We start from the raw sequence: 17,815 nt of genomic DNA, 5'->3' as shown, positions 1-17,815 counted from the left end.
CGGGCCCATGGCCACGACTCCCCCGACCGACTCGACCGGCTCCACCGACACCGCGGGGCCCGCGACGCCCCCCACCGACGAAGGTCGCCCGTCCTGGCGCGCCCCCGCTGTCCTCGCCGGGCTCGTCGCCCTGGTGATCGTGGTGGTGATCGCCGCGATGTTGGTCGTCGACGGGGACGACGGCGACTCGGAGGTGGCGCTCGTCGGCCTGGTGGACGGCGAGCTCGTCCGGTACGACGACTCGGGTCAGGTCGACGAGGCGATCGCGGTCGACGTCGACGAGGAGCTGCTCCTCACCCTGCGGCCGGTCGGGCGCCACTTCGTGGGCATCGACGGCGACGACGTCATCGCCATCGACAGCCGGACGGGCGAGGTGACCCGGTACGACGGGCTCGAGGGTGACGACGCGGGGACGGTGCACGCGGCGAGGGGGTCGTCCGACGTCGCCGTCGTCGGACGGGTGGAGGGCCACCCCTCGCTCGTCCTCGTCGACCTCGCACGGGGCGAGCGCATCGCGGTGCAGGCCGAGGGCGACGACGCGCTGTTCCTCCCCACCGACGTGATCGTCTCGCCCGATGGCACCATCGCGTCGGTCGTCGACTGGGGGGCTGGCCGCGGCGACACGGACCCCACGACGCTCGTCGACCTCGTGTCGGGCGACCAGACCCACCTGCCGGGCTACACCGCCGGCCTCACCGACGACCGCGCCGTCCAGCGCGTCGTCCCGGCGACGGGCGACGACGACGAGCCCGACGTGGCCCTGCAGTTCCACGAGCACGACGGCGATCTCGTCGCCGAGCATCCCGTCGACGCGGCGGCGCGCGGCGCCGTGCTGCCGGACGGCACGGTGCTCCTCTTCGGCGAGGACGGCGTGCAGCGACTGGCCGAGGGCGACGACGAGCCGAGCCCGCTGGACGCGCCGGACCTGGGAGAGATCCGGTTCGCCGCCCCGATGCTCGACGGCTCGCGCGTGCTGGTCATGGTCGAGGACGGCGTGGTGCTGCTCGACGCCGAGGCCGATGAGCTGGCGCGGGCGACCGTCGCCGGCGGTCTGGCACCGGCGCGGGTGGACCCGGACCAGCGGTGCGCGGCGTTCGGCTTCCCGGGCCAGGACGCGGTGGTCATCGACCTCGAAGCGGGCGACGTCCTGAGCGACGGGTCGGGGGTCGTCGCGGGCTACGCCATCGCCGAGGACCGCTGCGCGGTCGTGGCCGAGGACGGCAGGATCACGACCACCGGCGGCGACACCGACGGCAAGGTCGCGCTGCCGGAGGGCGGCGGCGTCCTGGCGGTGGCCCCCGACGGTCGTGCCGTCGTCGTCCGCACCCCCGACGGGATCGACCTCGTCACCGTCGACGGCGCCACCGAGCGGTTGAGCACGGAGCAGGGTTGGTTCGCCTACATGTGAACGAGCCGTGAACACCTGCCGGGGATCCGCGCGCGCCGCGAGCCGATCGGGTTCGATGGCAGGCGTTGACTCTCCTACGTGAGGTTGCTCGTGACTGATCTCCTTCCTCGCTCGTCGGCCGCGACCGATGGGGAGGTGATCAGTCCCGCCCGCACCTGCGTCGTCCTCGACACCTCGGCCCTCATCGCCGATCCCGAGTGCGTGTTCACGTTCCCCGACGCCGATGCGGTCATCCCGCTCGTCGTCATCGAGGAGCTCGACCAGCACAAGACCCGGCTCGACGACGTCGGACGGGCGGCGCGGGAGGTCATCCGCACGATCGAGGACCTGCGGGTCGGCAACGGCGGCGACATCCGCCAGCCGGTGGCCGTGCCGGGTGGCGGCACGGTGCGCATCGAGACCAACGGCCTGCACCTCGACCAGGTCGAGGCCAAGGGTCTCGACCCCCACAAGCCGGACAACCGCATCCTCGCCGCCGCGCTCGGGCAGGCCGAGCAGCGGCCCGTGCGGGTGGTCTCGAACGACGCCGCGCTGCGCATCAAGGCCGCCCAGCTCGGACTCGACGCCGAGGAGCACCACCGGCTCCTCGGTCGGCGCGACGACGAGAGGCCCGTCGGCTGGATCACCGCGGAGGTGAGCAGCGAGCTCATCGACGACGTGTTCGCCAGCCCGCACGGCGTCGCGGTCGACGCGCTGATCGGCACCGAGGCCATGCTCGACGACGCCGTCGGCACCAACGAGTTCGCGGTGCTGCGCTCGGGCAGCCAGTCGGTGCTGGTGCGCCGCCAGGGCGACCGCCTCATCGGGCTCACCCGGCCGGCCGAGGCGTGGGGTCTGCGACCCCGATCGAAGGAGCAGCACTTCGCGCTCGACCTCCTGCTCGACCCGTCCGTCCGGGTCGTCGCCCTCGATGGGATCGCGGGCACCGGCAAGACGCTGCTCGCCCTCGCCGCCGGCCTGGAGCAGGTGATGGAGCGGGGGCTGTACGACAAGGTCGCGGTGTACCGACCGGTCGTGCCCGTCGGTCGGGCCGAGCTGGGGTTCCTGCCCGGTGGGCTGGAGGAGAAGCTCGACCCGTGGATGACCGCGGTGACCGACGCGCTCGTCGCCCTCACCGAGCGGCGCAGCCACGCCGACGCCCGCACCCTCCTCGAGGAGATGACCGAGCGGGACAAGCTGTCGATGGAGGCGGTGACCTACCTGCGGGGCCGATCGCTGCAGGGCACCTACATCCTCGTCGACGAGGCCCAGAACCTCGAGCCCCCGACGCTGAAGACGATCCTCACGCGGGTGAGCGAGGGCACCAAGGTTGTCTTCACCGGTGACACCAGCCAGATCGACGCGCCCTACCTGTCGGAGCGCAACAACGCCATCGCCGTGCTCATCGACGCCTTCGAGGGCGAGGACGTGTTCGGCCACGTGCGTCTGGCGCACTGCGAGCGCAGCGAGGTCGCGAACCTCGCCGCCATGCGGCTCTGACCGACAGGCATCCCCCACCCGCGCGCGCCGCATCCGTAGCGTCGTGTGGCAGATGACACGGCGCACCCCCGTCTACGGACTCGACATCGAGACGGACACCACGGTCGACGGGCTCGACCCCGGTGTCGCGCGCATCCTCACGGTCGCCCTCTCGAGCGACGGGCTCGACGAGCTGTTCACCGGCCCCGAGCCCGAGCTGCTCGCCGAGCTCGACGCCCGCCTGGCCTCGATCGAGCCCGGAGTCATCGCCACCTGGAACGGCGCGGCCTTCGACCTGCCGTTCATCGCCGATCGCGCCGCGCTCCACGGCGTGACCATCGGGCTGCGCCTCGAGCTCGATCCCCGCATCGTCGTGCGCGGGCGGGCCCTGCCCGGCCACCGCGGCGCCTACCGCTGCGCCTGGCACCGCCACGCCCACCTCGACGCCTACCGCGTCTACAAGGGCGACGTCGGGCCGGCGCTGCGCATCTCCTGCGGGCTCAAGTCGATCGCCCGCTTCGTCGGCCTGCCCGTCGTCGAGGTCGACCGTGAGCGCATCCACGACCTCGACCAGGAGGCGCTGCACGCCTACGCGTCGAGCGACGCCCGTCTGGCACGGGTCCTCGCCGAGCGGCGGTGGGCGTCGGCCCGGCGGGCCGTCGACAGCCACCCGGTCGAGCTGTGTCCGCCCGTCGACCACGGCCGACGAGTCGCGGCGATGCGTGCTGCGGCCGATCGGGTGCCACCGGCCACGCCGGCCCACCAGGTGCAGGTCGGGCCCCGGCCGGCGCCGACCGAGTCGCCGCGGCGTGCGCCGCGGGACCCGTTCGCCGACGCCGGCTGAGCCGACCAGTCGGCCCCTAGGGCTCGACGTTCGAGAAGACGATCGTCCCCGAGGCGGCGAACATGCCGCCGACGCCGTGGGCGATCGAGATCTCCGCTCCCTCGACCTGCGCCGGCGCGATGCCACGCATCTGCCGCACGCTCTCCTGCAGGGCGTACATGCCGTACATGCCGGAGTGCATGTAGGAGAGACCGCCGCCGTTGGTGTTCAGCGGCAGCTTCCCGCCGATCGCGGTGTTCCGCTCCCGGATGAAGTCCGGCGCCTCACCCCGACCGACGAAGCCGAGGTCCTCCAGGCCGTAGATCGGCAGGTGGGCGAAGGCGTCGTAGATCATCAGGTGGTCGACGTCGTCATGGGTGATGCCGGCCTCGGCGAACGCCTTCTCGCCCGACACCCGGAAGGCACGGGACGTGGTGAAGTCGTCCATCTGGCTGACCATCGGGGTCTCGACGCTCTCGCCGGTGCCCAGGACGTACACCGGCTTCTGCGGGAAGTCCTTGGCCCGATCGGCGGAGGTCACGATCAGCGCGCCGCCGCCGTCGGTGACGAGGCAGCAGAGCAGCTTGCGGAACGGCCAGGCGATCATGCGCGAGCCGAGCACCTCGTCGGTGGTGAGCGGGTCCCGGAACGAGGCGCGCGGGTTGAGCGCCGCCCACTCCCGCTGGATGACCGCGACGTTGGCGAGGTCCTCCTCGGTGGCGCCGTAGGTCTTCGCGTAGCGAAGCCACGGGATCGTGAAGAGCGTCGGTGGGCCCATCGGGCCGTACGGCATCTCGAACTGCCCGTTGAGGCTGGCGCGAGCCATGCTCCAGCCACCGACGCCGACGCGCGAGCGACCGCTCTCGCCGTGGGTGATGAGGATGGTGCTGGCCAGGCCCTCGTTGATCGCGGCCGCCGCGTGGCGGACGTGGAGCATGAACGAGCAGCCGCCGACGGCGGTGCCGTCGACCCAGGTCGGCACGATGCCGAGGTACTGGGCGAGGTTGGTCGGCGACTCGCCGGCGCACGCGATGCCGTCGATGTCCTTGGCGGTGAGGCCGGCGTCGGCCATGGCGTTCAGCGCGGCGTCCGCGTGGAGCCCGATCTGGCTCAGGTTCGGGATCTTCCCGAGATCGGTGGTCTCGGCGGCGCCGACGACGGCGACGGACTTCTGCTTCATCGGGCACCTCCGGCGGCGGGGCGGCTCTGTGACCCCTCCGCGGGGCGGAAGAACGGCAGCGTGATGGTGTCGTCCTGCTCCTCGAAGGTCACCTCGAGCGCCATGTCGAGCTCGAGCGCCTCGGGGGTCTGCTCGCAGTCGACGATGTTCGTCATCATCCGCGGGCCCTCCTCGAGCTCGACGACCGCGATGGCGTAGGGCGACTCGAAGCCCGGCACCTCGCGGTGGTGGATCACGTAGCTGTAGAGCGTGGCCCGGCCGCTCGCGACCTCGACCGCCACGTTGCGGCTCGAGCAGTGCGGGCAGAACGGTCGAGGCGGGAAGTACGCCCCCTCGCAGTCCTGGCAGCGCTGGATCCGCAGCTCACCGGCCTTCGTCCCCTCCCAGAAGTGCTCGGTCTCCGGCGTGGGTTGAGGGATCGGACGGGTGGCCCCCCCTGGTCCTGACATTCAGCGTTCCCCTTCTACGAGCTGTGTCGAGTGCGGTGATCCTGGCAGAACGTCAGCAAGCACGGCCAACCCGCACCGCCGTTCACCGCGCCGCCACCGACCGTCCACCGCGAGGTCATGGCGGGTCACCGCGGACACCTACGATCGGCCCGGTTCGGAGGAGGTGCCATGCCCGGAGTCTCGTTCGTCGAGGCCACCAAGAAGTTCGACGACGTGGTCGCGGTCGACCACCTCACGCTCGATGTCGAGGACGGCGAGTTCCTCGTCCTCGTCGGCCCCTCGGGCTGCGGGAAGTCCACCGCGTTGCGGATGATCGCCGGGCTCGAGGAGGTGACCTCGGGTGCGCTGCTCATCGGCGGCGAGGACGTCACCGACGTCGAGCCGCAGGACCGCGACCTGGCGATGGTGTTCCAGAGCTACGCGCTGTACCCGCACAAGACCGTCCGGCAGAACATCGAGTTCCCTCTGAAGAGCCGCAAGGTCCCCGCCGCCGAGCGGGCGGCCCGGGCCGAGAGGGCGGCCGGCCTGCTGGGCCTCGGCGACCTCCTCGAGCGCCGGCCGGCCCAGCTGTCGGGCGGCCAACGCCAGCGGGTGGCCCTCGCCCGAGCGATCGTGCGCGAGCCCCGGGTGTTCCTCATGGACGAGCCGCTGTCGAACCTCGACGCCAAGACCCGCGTGCAGACCCGAGCCGAGCTGAGCGAGCTGCACGAGACCCTCGGTGCCACGTTCATCTACGTCACCCACGACCAGGTCGAGGCCATGACGATGGGCACCCGCATCGCGGTGCTCGACGGCGGCCGCCTCCAGCAGGTGGGCACGCCGGACGAGGTCTACGACCGACCCGCCAACCTCTTCGTCGCCGGCTTCATCGGCAGTCCCCCGATGAACACCGTCGACGCCGCGGTCGACCGCACCCCGGACGGCGGCGTCGCCCTGCGGATCGGCACCGGCCGGATCGAGCTGCCCGCGGCGCTCGCCCGCGCTCTGTCCGGCGCCGCCGACGGCGAGGTCGTCGTCGGTGTGCGCCCCGAGCACCTGACGATCGGCCAGGGCCCGATCGAGGCGACGGTGAAGATCGTCGAGTCGCTCGGCCACGAGCGCCACGTGGTGGCCGAGCTCGCCGGCACGCACGAGCACCAGGACGAGATCGTCACCGGCGCGCTCGTCATCGTCCGCCAGTCCGCCGAGGATCCGGCTCCCCGCACGGGCGAGCGCGTCGGGTTGAGCGCCCGACCCGACCAGGTGCACCTGTTCGACCGCCGCACCGGGGAGCGCCTGGCGTGACCGCACCGACGGTCGGGGCGCTCCGCGACGTCGCGCCGTCGCCCGTGGTGCGCCGGCGTCGGTGGCGGGAGCGCGGGTTGGCGCTCGCGCTCCTCCTGCCGTCGATCGTCGCCTTCGGGACCTGGGTCTACTACCCGTTCGCCCGCACGATCTGGCTCGGGCTGTTCCGCACGAGCCCGTTCGGCAACCGGACGACCTACGTCGGCCTCGAGCAGTACCGCGACGTGCTCACCTCGTCGGACTTCCACAACAGCCTCTGGGTGACGCTGCTCTTCACGCTGATGACCGTGCCGGTCGGGCTGGCGTTGGGGCTCGGCCTCGCGGTGCTCGCCCACCAGCGGCTCGCCGGCATCGGCGCCTACCGCACGATCTTCTCGTCCACCGTCGCGACCTCCGTCGCCGTCGCGTCGCTCATGTTCATCGCCCTCCTCAGCCCGTCGGTCGGGCTCATCAACCAGATCATCAAGGGGATGGGGCGCGAGCCCGTCTACTTCCTCGAGCGGCCGGGATGGGCGCTGATCGCGATCGCTGCGGTCACCGTGTGGCAGAACCTCGGCGTCACGTTCATCGTCATCAGCGCCGGACTCCAGTCCGTGCCCGACGACCTCTACGAGTCGGCGCGGCTCGACGGGGCCGGCGCGTGGTCACGGTTCGTCGACATCACGCTGCCGCTGCTCTCGCCGACGCTGTTGTTCGGGTTCGTCGTCCTCACGATCACGTCGTTCCAGACGTTCGGCCAGGTCGACCTGCTCACCAACGGCGGACCGCTCGATGCGACGAACCTCATCGTCTTCTCGATCTACACGGAGGGCTTCCGCAACTTCAACCCCGGTGTCGCCGCCGCCCAGGCCGTCGTGCTGTTCCTCATCGTGCTCGCCCTCAGCGTGGTGCAGCTGAAGGTCCTCGAGCGGAGGGTCTTCTATGGGTGAGCCCACCGTCGCTGCGCCCCGAGGACGTCCCCGACGTCGACGCCGGATCGGTCAGTACGCGGTGCTCACGCTGGCCGCGGTCGTCGTGCTGATGCCGGTGTACGTGACGCTGGCGTTCTCGCTGCAATCCGGCGCGTCGTCGCTCGACTTCCCGAGCTCGCTGCTGCCGTTCCCCCCGGAGCTCGGCGTGTTCCGGGAGGTGCTCGACGTGAGCAACCTCGGGCGCTACATGCTGAACAGCACCGTCGTGGCCGTCGCGATCACGGCGCTCCAGGTCGTGACCTCGATCCTCGCTGGCTACGCCTTCGCCTACCTGCGGTTCCCGGCCCGCGGCGCGGCGTTCGTCGCGTTCCTGGCCACCTTGATGGTGCCGGGCGAGGTGACGATCGTCGCCAACTACGACACCGTCGTGAGCCTCGGCTGGCGGGACTCCTACCCCGGCCTGATCATCCCGTTCGCGGCCACGGCGATGGGGACGTTCCTCCTGCGCCAGGCGTTCCTCGCGGTGCCCCAGGACCTGCGCGACGCGGCGCGCCTCGACGGCTACGGGCACTGGGGCTTCATGTGGGGGGTGGCCGTGCCGCTCGCCCGGCCGGCGATCGCGGCGCTCTCGGTGTTCTCGTTCCTGATGGCGTGGAACCAGTACCTCTGGCCGCTGCTCATCACCGACGTCGACGACCTCCGGACCGTGCAGATCGGACTGAAGACCCTGGCCACGACCAACGTCGATCAGCTCAACCTGGTCTTCGGTGGCACGGTCATCGCCTCCATCCCGATCTTCGTCCTCCTCGTCCTCTTCCAGAAGCAGCTCGTCCGTGGCCTCACCTCCGGTGCGGTCAAGGGCTGATCCCCTCCCCCCCCCACGACCAACGCCCCAGGAGCTCCCATGATCCGATCCCGCTGCGCCCGGTTGCTCACCCTGCTGCTGGTCCCCGCCCTGCTGGTGGCGGCGTGCGGAGGCGGTGGCGACGACGACGCCGACGGCGGATCGGGCGGCACCGCCGACATCGGCGAGGTGCCCGAGGCCGACCCGGGCTCCGACCTGGCCGCCGAGTGCCCGGTCGACGCGCTCGACTCGGCGGAGGGGCCGGTCGAGATCACTTTCTGGCACTCGATGACCGTGGAGCTGGGCGAGACCCTCCAGGACCTCGTCGACGAGTACAACGCCAGCCAGGACCGCGTGCGCGTCGAGCTGCAGTTCCAGGGGAGCTACACCGAGTCCCTCGACAAGTACCTCACGGCCCTGCGGGGCGGCACGCGCCCGACGATCGTGCAGCTCGAGGAGACGGCGCTGCAGATCGGGATCGACGCCGAGTCCTTCGTGCCCGTGCAGGCGTGCGTCGACGCGTCGGACTACTCCTTCGACGACCACATCGACCGGGTGGTCGCCGCCTACACCGTCGACGGCGTCCTCCACCCGATGCCGTTCAACACCTCCAACCCGGTGCTCTACGCCAACATGGCCATCCTGCGCGAGGCGGGGGTCGAGGAGCTGCCGACCACGGTGGCCGAGATGCGCGAGGCGGCCCAGGCGGTGGTCGACAGCGGCGCCGCGCCGAACGGGGTGACCTTCACCACCTCGGCCTGGCTCATCGAGCAGTGGTTCGGTCTGGCCGGCGAGCCCTTCGTCGACGGCGACAACGGGCGCGGCAGCCGGGCGACCGAGGTCCTGCTCGACGGGGAGCTCGGGCAGGAGATCTTCGAGTTCATGGGCTCGATGGTCGACGACGGGCTCGCGGTGAACGTCGGCAACGGCGACAACCAGGAGCACCTCCTGGCCCTCGCCACGGGCCAGGCGGCGATGACCATCAACACGTCGGCGGCGCTGCGGTCGGTGAAGACCGCGGCCCAGGACTTCCCGGGCGTGGAGGTGGCCATCGGACCGCTGCCGAGCGTGGGCGAGCGTGAGGGCGGTGTCCTGGTGGGCGGCGCGGCGCTGTGGCTCGACGCCGACACGTCGGACGAGGAGCGGGCCGCGGCCTGGGACCTGCTGACCTGGCTGAGCGAGCCGGAGCAGCAGGCCCGCTGGCACGCGAGCACCGGGTACGTGCCGATCCGCCAGTCGGCGATCGAGCTGCCCGAGGTGGCCGAGCTGTGGGCCGCCGAACCCGAGTTCCGCATCGCCTACGACCAGCTCGTCGAGGGCACGGAGAACGTCGGCAGCGCGGGCCCGGTGATCGGCAACCACGCCCAGGTCCGCCAGGACGCCGTCGTCCCCGCGCTCGAGCGCATGTGGATCGAGGGCATGTCGCCGAGCGAGGCGGTCGAGCGGGCGACCTCCGACGCCAACCGCATCATCGCCGACTACTCGGACCGCCTCGGCTGAGCGTCGGCCAGCGCCCGGGCCAGGAGCTCGCCGACCTCCAGGGGCACGAGGTCGGCGAGCTCGACCACCAGCTCGATCGGCTCGGGGAAGCTGGCCACGCACCAGCGGGCGAACATGCCGTCGTCCATCCACGCCGCCAGCCGGGGCGGGCAGTCGAGCTCGCCCCACCCACCACCGGCGCACTGCTCCCGCAAGGCCGCCCAGGTGGCGGGCAGCGGCGGGCGCAGCGACCGGGCGACGTCGAGGTCGACCCGCCCGCCGTCGAGGGCCAGTGCGCTGACGCGGTGCAACCACACCTGCACCACGACGACCGCGACGCCGACCTCCGGCGGCGGCGTGGCGAGGCCGAGGGACCGCCGCACGGCATCGGCCACCCGGCCGATCGGGCTGGTGCCGCGTGGCGACCGATCGACGACGGGATCCTCCCCTGCCCGCCGCAGCACCGAGGCCGTGGCCCCCGAGCGGTGGCACAGGACCGCCACCCTGGCCCGCCCGCGATCGGTGCCGACCCGCCCGTCGGGCCAGGCGCGGGCGGTGCCGTCGACGACGACGCCGGCGGCCTCCCACTCCGCGGGGACGACGGCGCCGAGCAGCGCGCCGAGCACGTCCCCCTCGGGCACGGGTGCGAGGGCGAGCTCCACCTCCTCGGCGACGAGCCCCCGGACGCGGACGAGCGACGCGCCCGCCCCCGGTTCGGCCTCGTGGGCCTCCTCGACCAAGGTGACGATCTCGGCGAGGCGGTCCTCGACGAGCGGGGGATCGACGGGCGGCCGGTCCACCGGCGGATCGTCGAGGGACGGACGGGACGACGGGCAGGCCGACATGGCGGCTCCTCCTCTGGCGCTGGTGCGAGAGGCGACCGGAGCACGGCGGTCGCGAGCCGTCGTCCACATGGTGGCAGGAGGGTGTGACACTCTGGACCGGTGAGCGCTCCCGGCCCCTCCGAGGCCCCGGTCTTCCCTCGGCCCCGCCGCCTCGTCGTCGGCGTCGACGGGTCCCACGACTCGGCTCGGGCGGTGGCCACCGCGGCCACGCTCGCCGCAGCGTGCGGCGCCGAGGTCGTGGGGGTCCACGCCGTCGGGCTCATGCACCGCATCGACGGGGAGATGCGACCGAGCGACCAGAACCGCGAGCGCATCGCCACCGACGTCGCCACGTGGGCCGCGCCGCTCGGCGAGCGCGACGTCCCCTACCGCACCGTCATCGAGGACGGCCCGCCGGGGCTCGTGCTGCTGCGGGTCGTCGAACGGGAGGAGGCGGGCTTGGTCGTCCTCGGCACCCGGGGGCTCGGGTCGTCCGAGGGCGTGGTCCTCGGGTCGACCAGCCACCACCTCGTCCAGCACTCACCGGTGCCGGTCGTCGTCGTCCCCCACGACGCCGCGCTCCCCTGACGGCGGCGACGCGCCGGATGGGCCCGCCGCGCTACGAGCCGCCGAACCCCGAGCTGCGGCGGCGACGCTCGTCGATGCGCGCCGCGTAGGCCGCGGCCTCCGTGCGCCGCTCCATGCCCAGCTTCATGAGCAGGTTGCTGACGTAGTTCTTGACCGTCTTCTCGGCCAGGTGGACCTGCTCGGCGATCTGCCGGTTGGTCAGTCCCTCCCCGATGAGCTCGAAGATCCGCCGCTCCTGGTCGGTGAGCTGGGCGATCTGCTCGTCCTCGGCCGTGCCCGCCCGGATGCGCTCGAGCACCTTCTGGGTGACCGCCGGGTCGAGCAGCGAGCGCCCCCCGGCCACAGTGCGGATGGCGTCGAGCAGCTCGTTGCCCCGGACCTGCTTGAGGAGGTAGCCGGCGGCACCGGCCATGATCGCCTCGAACAGCGCCTCGTCGTCGGAGTACGAGGTGAGCATGAGGCAGGCGATCTCGGGGTGGCGGCTGCGCACCTCTCGGCACACCTCCACGCCGTCGCCGTCGGGCAGGCGGACGTCGAGGACGGCGACGTCGGGCGTGGTCGCCGGGATGCGCCCCACCGCCTCCTCCGCCGTCCCCGCCTCACCGACGACCTCGAAGTCCCCGTCGGCCTCCAGCATCTCGCGCAGGCCACGCCGCACGATCTCGTGGTCGTCGAGGAGGAACACGCGGATGGCCATGTCCACATCCTGCCAGGCCGTGGCGGCCGGTCGGGGTCTCAGTCCTCGTCGTCGTCGAGACCGGCGACCGCGACGTCCCACTCGAGGACCGAGCCGCCGTCGGGACCCGGTCGCAGCACGCAGGTGCCGCCGAGCGCCTCGGCCCGGCGGGCCACGTTCCGCAGCCCGCGGCCGGTCAGGCCGTCGCCGGGAGCGACGGCGTCGCCCGTCGGCGGCCCCACCCCGTCGTCGGCGACCTGGAGGTGCGCCCGCTCCGAGGTGCACCGCAGGGTGACCTCGACCCGCGACGCCCGCGCGTGGCGCGCCACGTTGGCCAGCGCCTCCCGCAGGGTGGGCACGAGGTGCTCGGCGACCTCCGGGCCGACGACGGCGTCGACGGGCCCGAGGAAGCGCACCCGGGGCTCCATGCCGAGCGCCGGGACCGCCTCGTGAGCGACCTTCAGCACCTCGGCGCGGACGCCGGCGCCGAACACACCGCCCTGGAGACCGAAGATCGCGGTGCGGATGTCGCGGATCGTGGTGTCGAGGTCGTCGACCACCCGACCGAGCCGTTCGGCCACCTCGGGCTCGGACACCCTGGTCGCCAGGGCCTGCACCCCCATGCCGGTGGCGAAGAGGCGCTGGATGACGGTGTCGTGCAGCTCGCGGGCGATGCGCTCGCGGTCCTCGGCGAGCTGGAGCTCCTGGTGCGCGGCGCGCAGCCGCTCGTCCTGCTCCATCCGCTCGCTGATGTCGCGCACGACCGCCACGACGGTGGGCTCGATGTCGGGACCCAGGTCGGGCACCTGCACCAGCACCTCGACGGGCAGGGTCGAGCCGTCCGCCCGCCGGTGCCGCGTCGTGATGCTGCGCGAGCCGAGCCGGCGCTCGATCAGCGGGGCGACGAGCGCGCCCAGCTCCTCGGCGTCGGTGTCGACCATGATCCCGAGCGGGCCCATGGTCAGCAGCTCGGCCCGGGGCCAGCCCGACTGCTCGATCGCCCCCTGGTTGACGTAGGTGAACCGCAACGAGGTCGGGTCGAACATGTAGACGCCGTCGCTGATGGCGTCGAGCGACCGCTGGATCCGGCTCGCGTGGGCCTCGCGCGCCACCCGCTCCGAGACGTCGCGCACGGCGGCGATGACCAGGAGGCCGACGTCGGTCTCGACCGGGCTGAGCGAGATCTCCACCGGGAACTCGGAGCCGTCCCGGCGCCGGGCGCGCAGCTCGAGGCCCAGGCCCATCGGGCGTGTGTGGGGCTCGCCGTGGTAGTCGGACCGGTCCTTGGCGTGGACCTCGCGGAAGCGCTCGGGGACCAGCTCCTCGATGAGCTCGCCGACCATCGCGCCCGACGGCCACCCGAACATCTGCTCGGCCTGGGGGTTCGCGAGCACGATCCGGCCCGAGGCGTCGACGATGACCTGGCCGTCGGGGGCGGAGGAGAACAGGGCCGCGGCGATCGAGTCACCGAGCACGATCGGGCCCTCGGGTCGCGTCGGTGCGCGTCGGGGGGAGCCATCGGTCACGGCGCGCATGCTAGGGGCTCATCGACGTGCCACGATGTCCCGGTCATGTCGGTCCAGACCGCCAACGCCTTCTTCTCCCTCCTCAGCTTCGGCGCTCTCGGGATCGCGATCCTGGTCGTCGCGGCGGTGCTGCTGGCCCGGGCACGGCCCGGGGGCGGTGCGGCCACGCTGGTCGCCGAGCTGCGCCCGCTGGCCCTCTGGATCGCCTTCGCCATCGCCTTGGTCGCCACGCTCGGCAGCCTGTACTACTCGGAGGTCCAGGACTTCACCCCCTGCGAGTACTGCTGGTACCAGCGGATCGCGATGTACCCGTCGGCGCTCGTGCTCGGCATCGCCGCGCTCCGGCGCGACACCGCCGTCAAGCGCTACATCATCCCGCTCGCCGTGCTCGGCGCCCTGATGTCCAGCTACCACTACTACATCGAGCGGTTCCCCGAGTCCGGCGGGTCCTGCAACGTGCTCGTCCCCTGCAACACGCCCTGGTTCGAGCAGTGGGGCTTCGTCACGCTCGCCTTCATGGCCCTGACCGGCTTCCTCGCCATCGTCGCCCTACTCTCGATCGCCGGCCCCACCACCACCCACGAGGACCACGACGCATGAGCCCCTCTCGCCCGCCCCGCCCCCGTGCCAACCAGGTCACCAAGGCCGCCCAGGCCGGCGAGGGCTCCAAGCGGATCTGGATCGTGGCGGCGGTCGTCGCCGTCGTCGCCTTCGCCGGCATCATCGCCGTCGCGATCTCCCAGGACGCCGACGACGGGGGCGAGGAGACCGCAGCGGTGGAGATCACCGGCGAGCGGATCGCCGATCCGGAGTCGGCACCGGGGCAGCCCATGCCGGAGGTCTCCGGGACGTCGGTGGACGGCGAGTCGATGTCGATCGAGGCCGACGGCCGCCCCAAGGTGATCAGCTTCCTCGCCCACTGGTGCCCCTACTGCCGCAACGAGGTGCCGCGGGTCGTCGACTGGCTCGAGGCCGGGAACGAACCCGACGACGTCGACCTCGTCGCGGTGAGCACGAACGTCTCGCCGATCCGGGAGAACTACCCGCCGAGCGAGTGGCTCGAGCGCGAGGACTGGACGCTGCCGACGCTGATGGACGACGGGGCGAGCTCGACCCACGCGGCCTTCGGGGGCGGGGGCTTCCCGTACTTCGTCGTCGTCGACGCCGACGGGACCATCGTGACCACCCGCAGCGGCGAGCTGGCCGAGGGCGAGCTCGACCAGCTGATCGAGCAGGCCCGGGCCGGGGCCTGATGACCCGTCGCCGCGCGGTCGCCCTCGTGGCGACCCTCGCCCTGGGCACGCTCGCGGCGGGGTGCGGTGACGACGAGGAGGCTGGGCGCCGGAACTTGGCGGCCCTGGTCGACGAGGCGCCGACGACGACCGACGAGCCGTCCACGACCCCAGACGCCGATGCCGAGGACCAGGCCGAGGCCGAGGTCGAGGGCGCTCCCTCGACCGCCGACGTCGAGGTCTCCGGCGAGCCCCTGGCCTTCCTCTTCGACGGAGACGACCCCGCGATCGGGGAGACCGCCCCCGAGCTCGCCGGCACGTCCCTCACCGGGGAGCCCATGGAGATCCGCCACGACGGCACGCCCCGGATCGTCGTCTTCGTCGCCCACTGGTGCCCGCACTGCCAGGCCGAGGTGCCCGTCGTCGTCGACTGGCTGGGCGACGGCGGCCTGCCCGACGACGTCGAGCTCGTCGCCGTGTCGACGGCGGTGGACGAGGCCCGGGACAACTTCCCGCCGGCGGAGTGGCTCGAGCGGGAGGGCTGGGCGGTGCCGACGCTCGTCGACACCGAGGACGGCGCTGCCCACCTCGCCTACGGCGCGGGCGGCTTCCCGTACTTCGTCGTCCTCGACGGCGACGGCCGGGTCGTGCTCCGCTCGGCCGGCGAGCGGTCGCCCGACGGCCTCGACGAGCTGGTCGAGCTGGCACGGGACGGCGCGTAGCCCGAACGGCCCAAGTCCACCCCGGAACGCTCACTTCCCGTGGGGTGGTGCCGAACGGGTAGCGACCCATCACCACTGCTCGACTGGGGGAGCACCTGATGAAGCACTCACGACGTCCGTTGTGGCGTCTGCTCGCGGCCCTTGCCGCACTCGGCCTCGTCGCCGGCGCGTGCGGCGACGACGACGGCGGCGACGCCGCCGAGGGATCGACCGACACCACCTTCGCCGCCGAGGGCGGCGCCGTCGGCGAGCAGGAGGAGGCCACCGCCGCCTACGGCGGCCGCATCGTCGTCGGCCTCGAGGCCGAGTCCACCACCTGGACGCCGGGCACCGCCCAGCTCACCTCGGGCGGGCTCACCGTGGCCAACGCCATCTACGACCCGCTGATCGCCCGGAACGCCGACGGCGAGTACCAGCCGTTCCTCGCCGAGTCGCTCGAGCCGAACGACGACCTCTCGGAGTGGACGCTGACCCTGCGCGACGGCGTGACGTTCCACGACGGCACCCCGCTCGACGCCGAGACGCTGAAGTGGAACTTCGACACCCTCCACTTCGAGAACGAGAGCGGGAACACCCGTGGCGCGCTCCTCAGCGCGGGTGTGACCGGCATGGAGGTCGTCGACGACCGCACCGTCGTCTACCAGCTGAGCGGCCCCAACGCCGCCTTCCCCGACCTCCTCCGTGGGCTCATCGGCATGCCGGTCTCCCGCACCGCCTACGAGGCGGACCCCGCCGCCTTCGGTGACGCCCCGGTCGGCACCGGTCCGTTCGTCTTCTCGTCGTGGGTGCGCAACGGCAGCCTCACCGTCGAGCGCAACCCCGACTACTGGCTGACCGACGCCGAGGGCCAGCAGCTCCCGTACCTCGATGGCATCGAGTTCCGTCCCATCGAGGACGAGGACTCCCGTTCCCTCAGCCTCCAGTCCAACGACATCCAGGTCCTCCAGACCCTCCGTGGCGCCACCGCCAAGAAGGTCCTCGACCTGGTCGAGGACGACTCCCGTGACTACGCGGCGCTGACCTACGTCGGCAACGAGTCGGGCTCGGCGATCTTCAACACCCTGCGGCCGCCGCTCGACGACGTGCGCGTCCGTCGGGCGCTCGCCCTCGCGAGCGACGGCGAGCTCGTCGCCGAGGTGCTCGGCGACGACGGCCTCGTGCCCCGCAGCCCCGGCTTCTTCTCGGCGGACAGCCCCTGGTACTCCGAGGAGGCCTCGGCCACCTATCCGGGCATCGACGGCCGTGACCTCGAGGCCGCCACCGCCCTCATCGACGAGTACGTCAACGACCCGAACCGCTCCGACGGCAAGGCGCCGGGTGAGCCGGTCGCCGTCGAGTACGCCTGCCTCCCCGACGCGACGCTCATCGCCGTGGCCCAGCTCCAGCAGAGCCTCTGGTCCGAGGCCGGCGTCGAGGTCAGCCTGAAGCAGGTCGAGCAGGCCGAGCTCATCTCCAACGCGGTCGGCAGCCCCGACCAGGAGCAGCCGTGGTCCGGGACGTTCCTGGCCAACTGCTGGCGCTCGCCCGCCGTCACCGGCGACCCGCTGACCGACTTCCAGTCGTTCTTCGGTGACCCCGCCACCTCGACGGGCAACTTCACCAACTACAGCCACCCCGAGATCGACGCCGCCCTCGAGACCCTGCGCACGAGCAGCGAGTTCGAGGAGCGCTACGCCGCCGTCGAGGCCATCCAGCTGCGGGCCTACGAGGACGTGCCGATCGCGTTCTCGTCGGGCACGCCCATCCTCGTCGGCTTCCGTGGCGACATCCACGGCATCGACGAGTGGGGGTTCGCCGACGGCAACCTGGGCAGCGGCATCACCGGTGGCGTGATCCGCTTCCACTCCACCTTCATGTCCGTCGACTGAGGGCACCGCTCCGTCGGCCACACCTGAGCGAGGTCCCCGGTCCACTCGGGCCGGGGACCTCCCGCGTCCCGTCCCGGAGTTGCGGGAACGGCCCACGGCGGTGGCAGGATGGAGGCACACATCCGGGGGCGACCGTCTCGGCGCCCACCACCCAGGGAGCGCCTGCCTGTGCGACGCCGCATGATGAAGTCGAAGATCCACCGCGCCACGGTGACCGACGCCAACCTCCACTACGTGGGGTCGATCACCATCGACCGCGAGCTCATGGCGGCCGCCGACCTCCTCGAGAACGAGCAGGTGGCGGTGGTCGACATCGACAACGGCGCCCGCCTCGAGACCTACGTCATCCCCGGCGGCCCCGGCGACATGTGCCTCAACGGCGCCGCCGCCCGGCTCGTCCAGCCCGGCGACAAGATCATCGTCATCAGCTACGCCGACTACGAGGACGCCGAGCTCGAGGGCTTCGAGCCGCGGGTCGTCCACGTCGACGAGCTGAACCGCCCCTCGGTGGCCCTCCCCGCCTGAGCTGTCACACCCCCGCCG

18 protein-coding genes are annotated in these 17,815 nt (G+C 72.3%); 13 read left to right on the top strand and 5 right to left on the bottom strand.

Annotated features, from left to right (window positions below; genetic code table 11):
* The first annotated feature begins 7 nt into the window (after positions 1 to 7).
* The 3 genes from GH723_RS06230 to GH723_RS06220 all read left to right on the top strand — a co-directional run bounded on the left by GH723_RS06230 (position 8) and on the right by GH723_RS06220 (position 3,710).
* Entirely contained in the window at positions 8 to 1,408 is a 1,401-nt protein-coding gene (locus GH723_RS06230) for a hypothetical protein (RefSeq protein ID WP_153758845.1), read from the top strand.
* A gap of 135 nt (positions 1,409 to 1,543) precedes the next feature.
* Complete coding sequence (locus GH723_RS06225) at positions 1,544 to 2,887, top strand: PhoH family protein (protein WP_195210569.1); 1,344 nt, start codon at positions 1,544 to 1,546, stop codon at positions 2,885 to 2,887.
* 52 nt (positions 2,888 to 2,939) lie between these two features.
* Entirely contained in the window at positions 2,940 to 3,710 is a 771-nt protein-coding gene (locus GH723_RS06220) for a 3'-5' exonuclease (RefSeq protein ID WP_153758843.1), read from the top strand.
* A gap of 16 nt (positions 3,711 to 3,726) precedes the next feature.
* Here GH723_RS06220 and GH723_RS06215 read toward each other — a convergent pair whose 3' ends face one another.
* Both GH723_RS06215 and GH723_RS06210 read right to left on the bottom strand, forming a co-directional pair.
* Positions 3,727 to 4,869, bottom strand: a complete 1,143-nt coding sequence (locus tag GH723_RS06215) for a thiolase C-terminal domain-containing protein (RefSeq protein ID WP_153758842.1) — start codon at positions 4,867 to 4,869, stop codon at positions 3,727 to 3,729.
* Positions 4,866 to 5,318, bottom strand: a complete 453-nt coding sequence (locus GH723_RS06210; protein WP_153758841.1) for a Zn-ribbon domain-containing OB-fold protein — start codon at positions 5,316 to 5,318, stop codon at positions 4,866 to 4,868. The genes GH723_RS06215 and GH723_RS06210 overlap by 4 nt, the downstream gene beginning before the upstream one ends.
* Before the next feature lie 168 nt (positions 5,319 to 5,486).
* Here GH723_RS06210 and GH723_RS06205 point away from each other — a divergent pair, with 168 nt between their 5' ends.
* Genes GH723_RS06205 through GH723_RS06190 form a run of 4 tightly spaced genes read left to right on the top strand, consistent with a single transcriptional unit; the run spans position 5,487 to position 9,857 of the window.
* Positions 5,487 to 6,602 (top strand): ABC transporter ATP-binding protein, encoded by a 1,116-nt coding sequence (locus GH723_RS06205; RefSeq protein WP_153758840.1) that lies wholly within the window; start codon positions 5,487 to 5,489, stop codon positions 6,600 to 6,602.
* Entirely contained in the window at positions 6,599 to 7,531 is a 933-nt protein-coding gene (locus GH723_RS06200; protein WP_153758839.1) for a carbohydrate ABC transporter permease, read from the top strand. The genes GH723_RS06205 and GH723_RS06200 overlap by 4 nt, the downstream gene beginning before the upstream one ends.
* On the top strand, positions 7,524 to 8,378 hold the full coding sequence (locus GH723_RS06195; RefSeq protein ID WP_153758838.1) for a carbohydrate ABC transporter permease: 855 nt from the start codon (positions 7,524 to 7,526) through the stop codon (positions 8,376 to 8,378). The genes GH723_RS06200 and GH723_RS06195 overlap by 8 nt, the downstream gene beginning before the upstream one ends.
* 39 nt (positions 8,379 to 8,417) lie before the next feature.
* Positions 8,418 to 9,857 (top strand): ABC transporter substrate-binding protein, encoded by a 1,440-nt coding sequence (locus GH723_RS06190; RefSeq protein ID WP_153758837.1) that lies wholly within the window; start codon positions 8,418 to 8,420, stop codon positions 9,855 to 9,857.
* On the opposite strand, the gene GH723_RS06185 is transcribed toward GH723_RS06190, so the two are convergent.
* The gene (locus GH723_RS06185; RefSeq protein WP_153758836.1) at positions 9,836 to 10,636 is read right to left on the bottom strand and encodes a hypothetical protein; all 801 of its coding nucleotides are present in this window, start codon (positions 10,634 to 10,636) and stop codon (positions 9,836 to 9,838) included. The two genes, GH723_RS06190 and GH723_RS06185, sit on opposite strands and share 22 nt — an antisense overlap.
* 144 nt (positions 10,637 to 10,780) lie before the next feature.
* Here GH723_RS06185 and GH723_RS06180 point away from each other — a divergent pair, with 144 nt between their 5' ends.
* Entirely contained in the window at positions 10,781 to 11,248 is a 468-nt protein-coding gene (locus tag GH723_RS06180; RefSeq protein ID WP_153758835.1) for a universal stress protein, read from the top strand.
* A gap of 31 nt (positions 11,249 to 11,279) precedes the next feature.
* Here the strand turns inward: GH723_RS06180 and GH723_RS06175 are convergent, their stop codons facing one another.
* Both GH723_RS06175 and GH723_RS06170 read right to left on the bottom strand, forming a co-directional pair.
* The gene (locus tag GH723_RS06175) at positions 11,280 to 11,945 is read right to left on the bottom strand and encodes a response regulator (RefSeq protein ID WP_153758834.1); all 666 of its coding nucleotides are present in this window, start codon (positions 11,943 to 11,945) and stop codon (positions 11,280 to 11,282) included.
* A gap of 38 nt (positions 11,946 to 11,983) precedes the next feature.
* A complete protein-coding gene (locus GH723_RS06170; protein ID WP_195210568.1) occupies positions 11,984 to 13,450 on the bottom strand; it encodes a PAS domain-containing sensor histidine kinase in 1,467 nt (488 codons plus the stop codon).
* A gap of 45 nt (positions 13,451 to 13,495) precedes the next feature.
* On the opposite strand from GH723_RS06170, the gene GH723_RS06165 reads away from it, so the two are divergent.
* From GH723_RS06165 to panD, 5 genes are all read left to right on the top strand, one after another.
* Positions 13,496 to 14,050 (top strand): disulfide oxidoreductase, encoded by a 555-nt coding sequence (locus GH723_RS06165; protein ID WP_153758832.1) that lies wholly within the window; start codon positions 13,496 to 13,498, stop codon positions 14,048 to 14,050.
* Positions 14,047 to 14,703, top strand: a complete 657-nt coding sequence (locus GH723_RS06160) for a TlpA family protein disulfide reductase (protein ID WP_153758831.1) — start codon at positions 14,047 to 14,049, stop codon at positions 14,701 to 14,703. The genes GH723_RS06165 and GH723_RS06160 overlap by 4 nt, the downstream gene beginning before the upstream one ends.
* A complete protein-coding gene (locus tag GH723_RS06155; RefSeq protein ID WP_153758830.1) occupies positions 14,703 to 15,404 on the top strand; it encodes a TlpA family protein disulfide reductase in 702 nt (233 codons plus the stop codon). The genes GH723_RS06160 and GH723_RS06155 overlap by 1 nt, the downstream gene beginning before the upstream one ends.
* Before the next feature lie 98 nt (positions 15,405 to 15,502).
* Complete coding sequence (locus tag GH723_RS06150) at positions 15,503 to 17,272, top strand: ABC transporter substrate-binding protein (protein ID WP_153758829.1); 1,770 nt, start codon at positions 15,503 to 15,505, stop codon at positions 17,270 to 17,272.
* Positions 17,273 to 17,440: 168 nt separating this feature from the next.
* Positions 17,441 to 17,797, top strand: coding sequence for an aspartate 1-decarboxylase (gene panD, locus GH723_RS06145; RefSeq protein WP_153758828.1), 357 nt, complete (start codon positions 17,441 to 17,443; stop codon positions 17,795 to 17,797).
* Positions 17,798 to 17,815: the final 18 nt, after the last annotated feature.

The organism is Actinomarinicola tropica, from assembly GCF_009650215.1.
Classification (GTDB): domain Bacteria; phylum Actinomycetota; class Acidimicrobiia; order Acidimicrobiales; family SKKL01; genus Actinomarinicola; species Actinomarinicola tropica.
Note: the sequence above shows the minus strand (reverse complement) of the source record. Positions and strands in the feature narration are given on the sequence as shown.

What these genes read in the sequence shown, in the direction of transcription:
- GH723_RS06175 (WP_153758834.1), bottom strand. Translation starts at nt 11,945, where the DNA reads ATGGCCATCCGCGTGTTCCTCCTCGACGACCACGAGATCGTGCGGCGT.
- GH723_RS06160 (WP_153758831.1), top strand. Translation starts at nt 14,047, where the DNA reads ATGAGCCCCTCTCGCCCGCCCCGCCCCCGTGCCAACCAGGTCACCAAG.
- GH723_RS06215 (WP_153758842.1), bottom strand. Translation starts at nt 4,869, where the DNA reads ATGAAGCAGAAGTCCGTCGCCGTCGTCGGCGCCGCCGAGACCACCGAT.
- GH723_RS06165 (WP_153758832.1), top strand. Translation starts at nt 13,496, where the DNA reads ATGTCGGTCCAGACCGCCAACGCCTTCTTCTCCCTCCTCAGCTTCGGC.
- GH723_RS06155 (WP_153758830.1), top strand. Translation starts at nt 14,703, where the DNA reads ATGACCCGTCGCCGCGCGGTCGCCCTCGTGGCGACCCTCGCCCTGGGC.
- GH723_RS06190 (WP_153758837.1), top strand. Translation starts at nt 8,418, where the DNA reads ATGATCCGATCCCGCTGCGCCCGGTTGCTCACCCTGCTGCTGGTCCCC.
- GH723_RS06220 (WP_153758843.1), top strand. Translation starts at nt 2,940, where the DNA reads ATGACACGGCGCACCCCCGTCTACGGACTCGACATCGAGACGGACACC.
- GH723_RS06210 (WP_153758841.1), bottom strand. Translation starts at nt 5,318, where the DNA reads ATGTCAGGACCAGGGGGGGCCACCCGTCCGATCCCTCAACCCACGCCG.
- GH723_RS06150 (WP_153758829.1), top strand. Translation starts at nt 15,503, where the DNA reads ATGAAGCACTCACGACGTCCGTTGTGGCGTCTGCTCGCGGCCCTTGCC.
- GH723_RS06205 (WP_153758840.1), top strand. Translation starts at nt 5,487, where the DNA reads ATGCCCGGAGTCTCGTTCGTCGAGGCCACCAAGAAGTTCGACGACGTG.
- GH723_RS06195 (WP_153758838.1), top strand. Translation starts at nt 7,524, where the DNA reads ATGGGTGAGCCCACCGTCGCTGCGCCCCGAGGACGTCCCCGACGTCGA.
- GH723_RS06230 (WP_153758845.1), top strand. Translation starts at nt 8, where the DNA reads ATGGCCACGACTCCCCCGACCGACTCGACCGGCTCCACCGACACCGCG.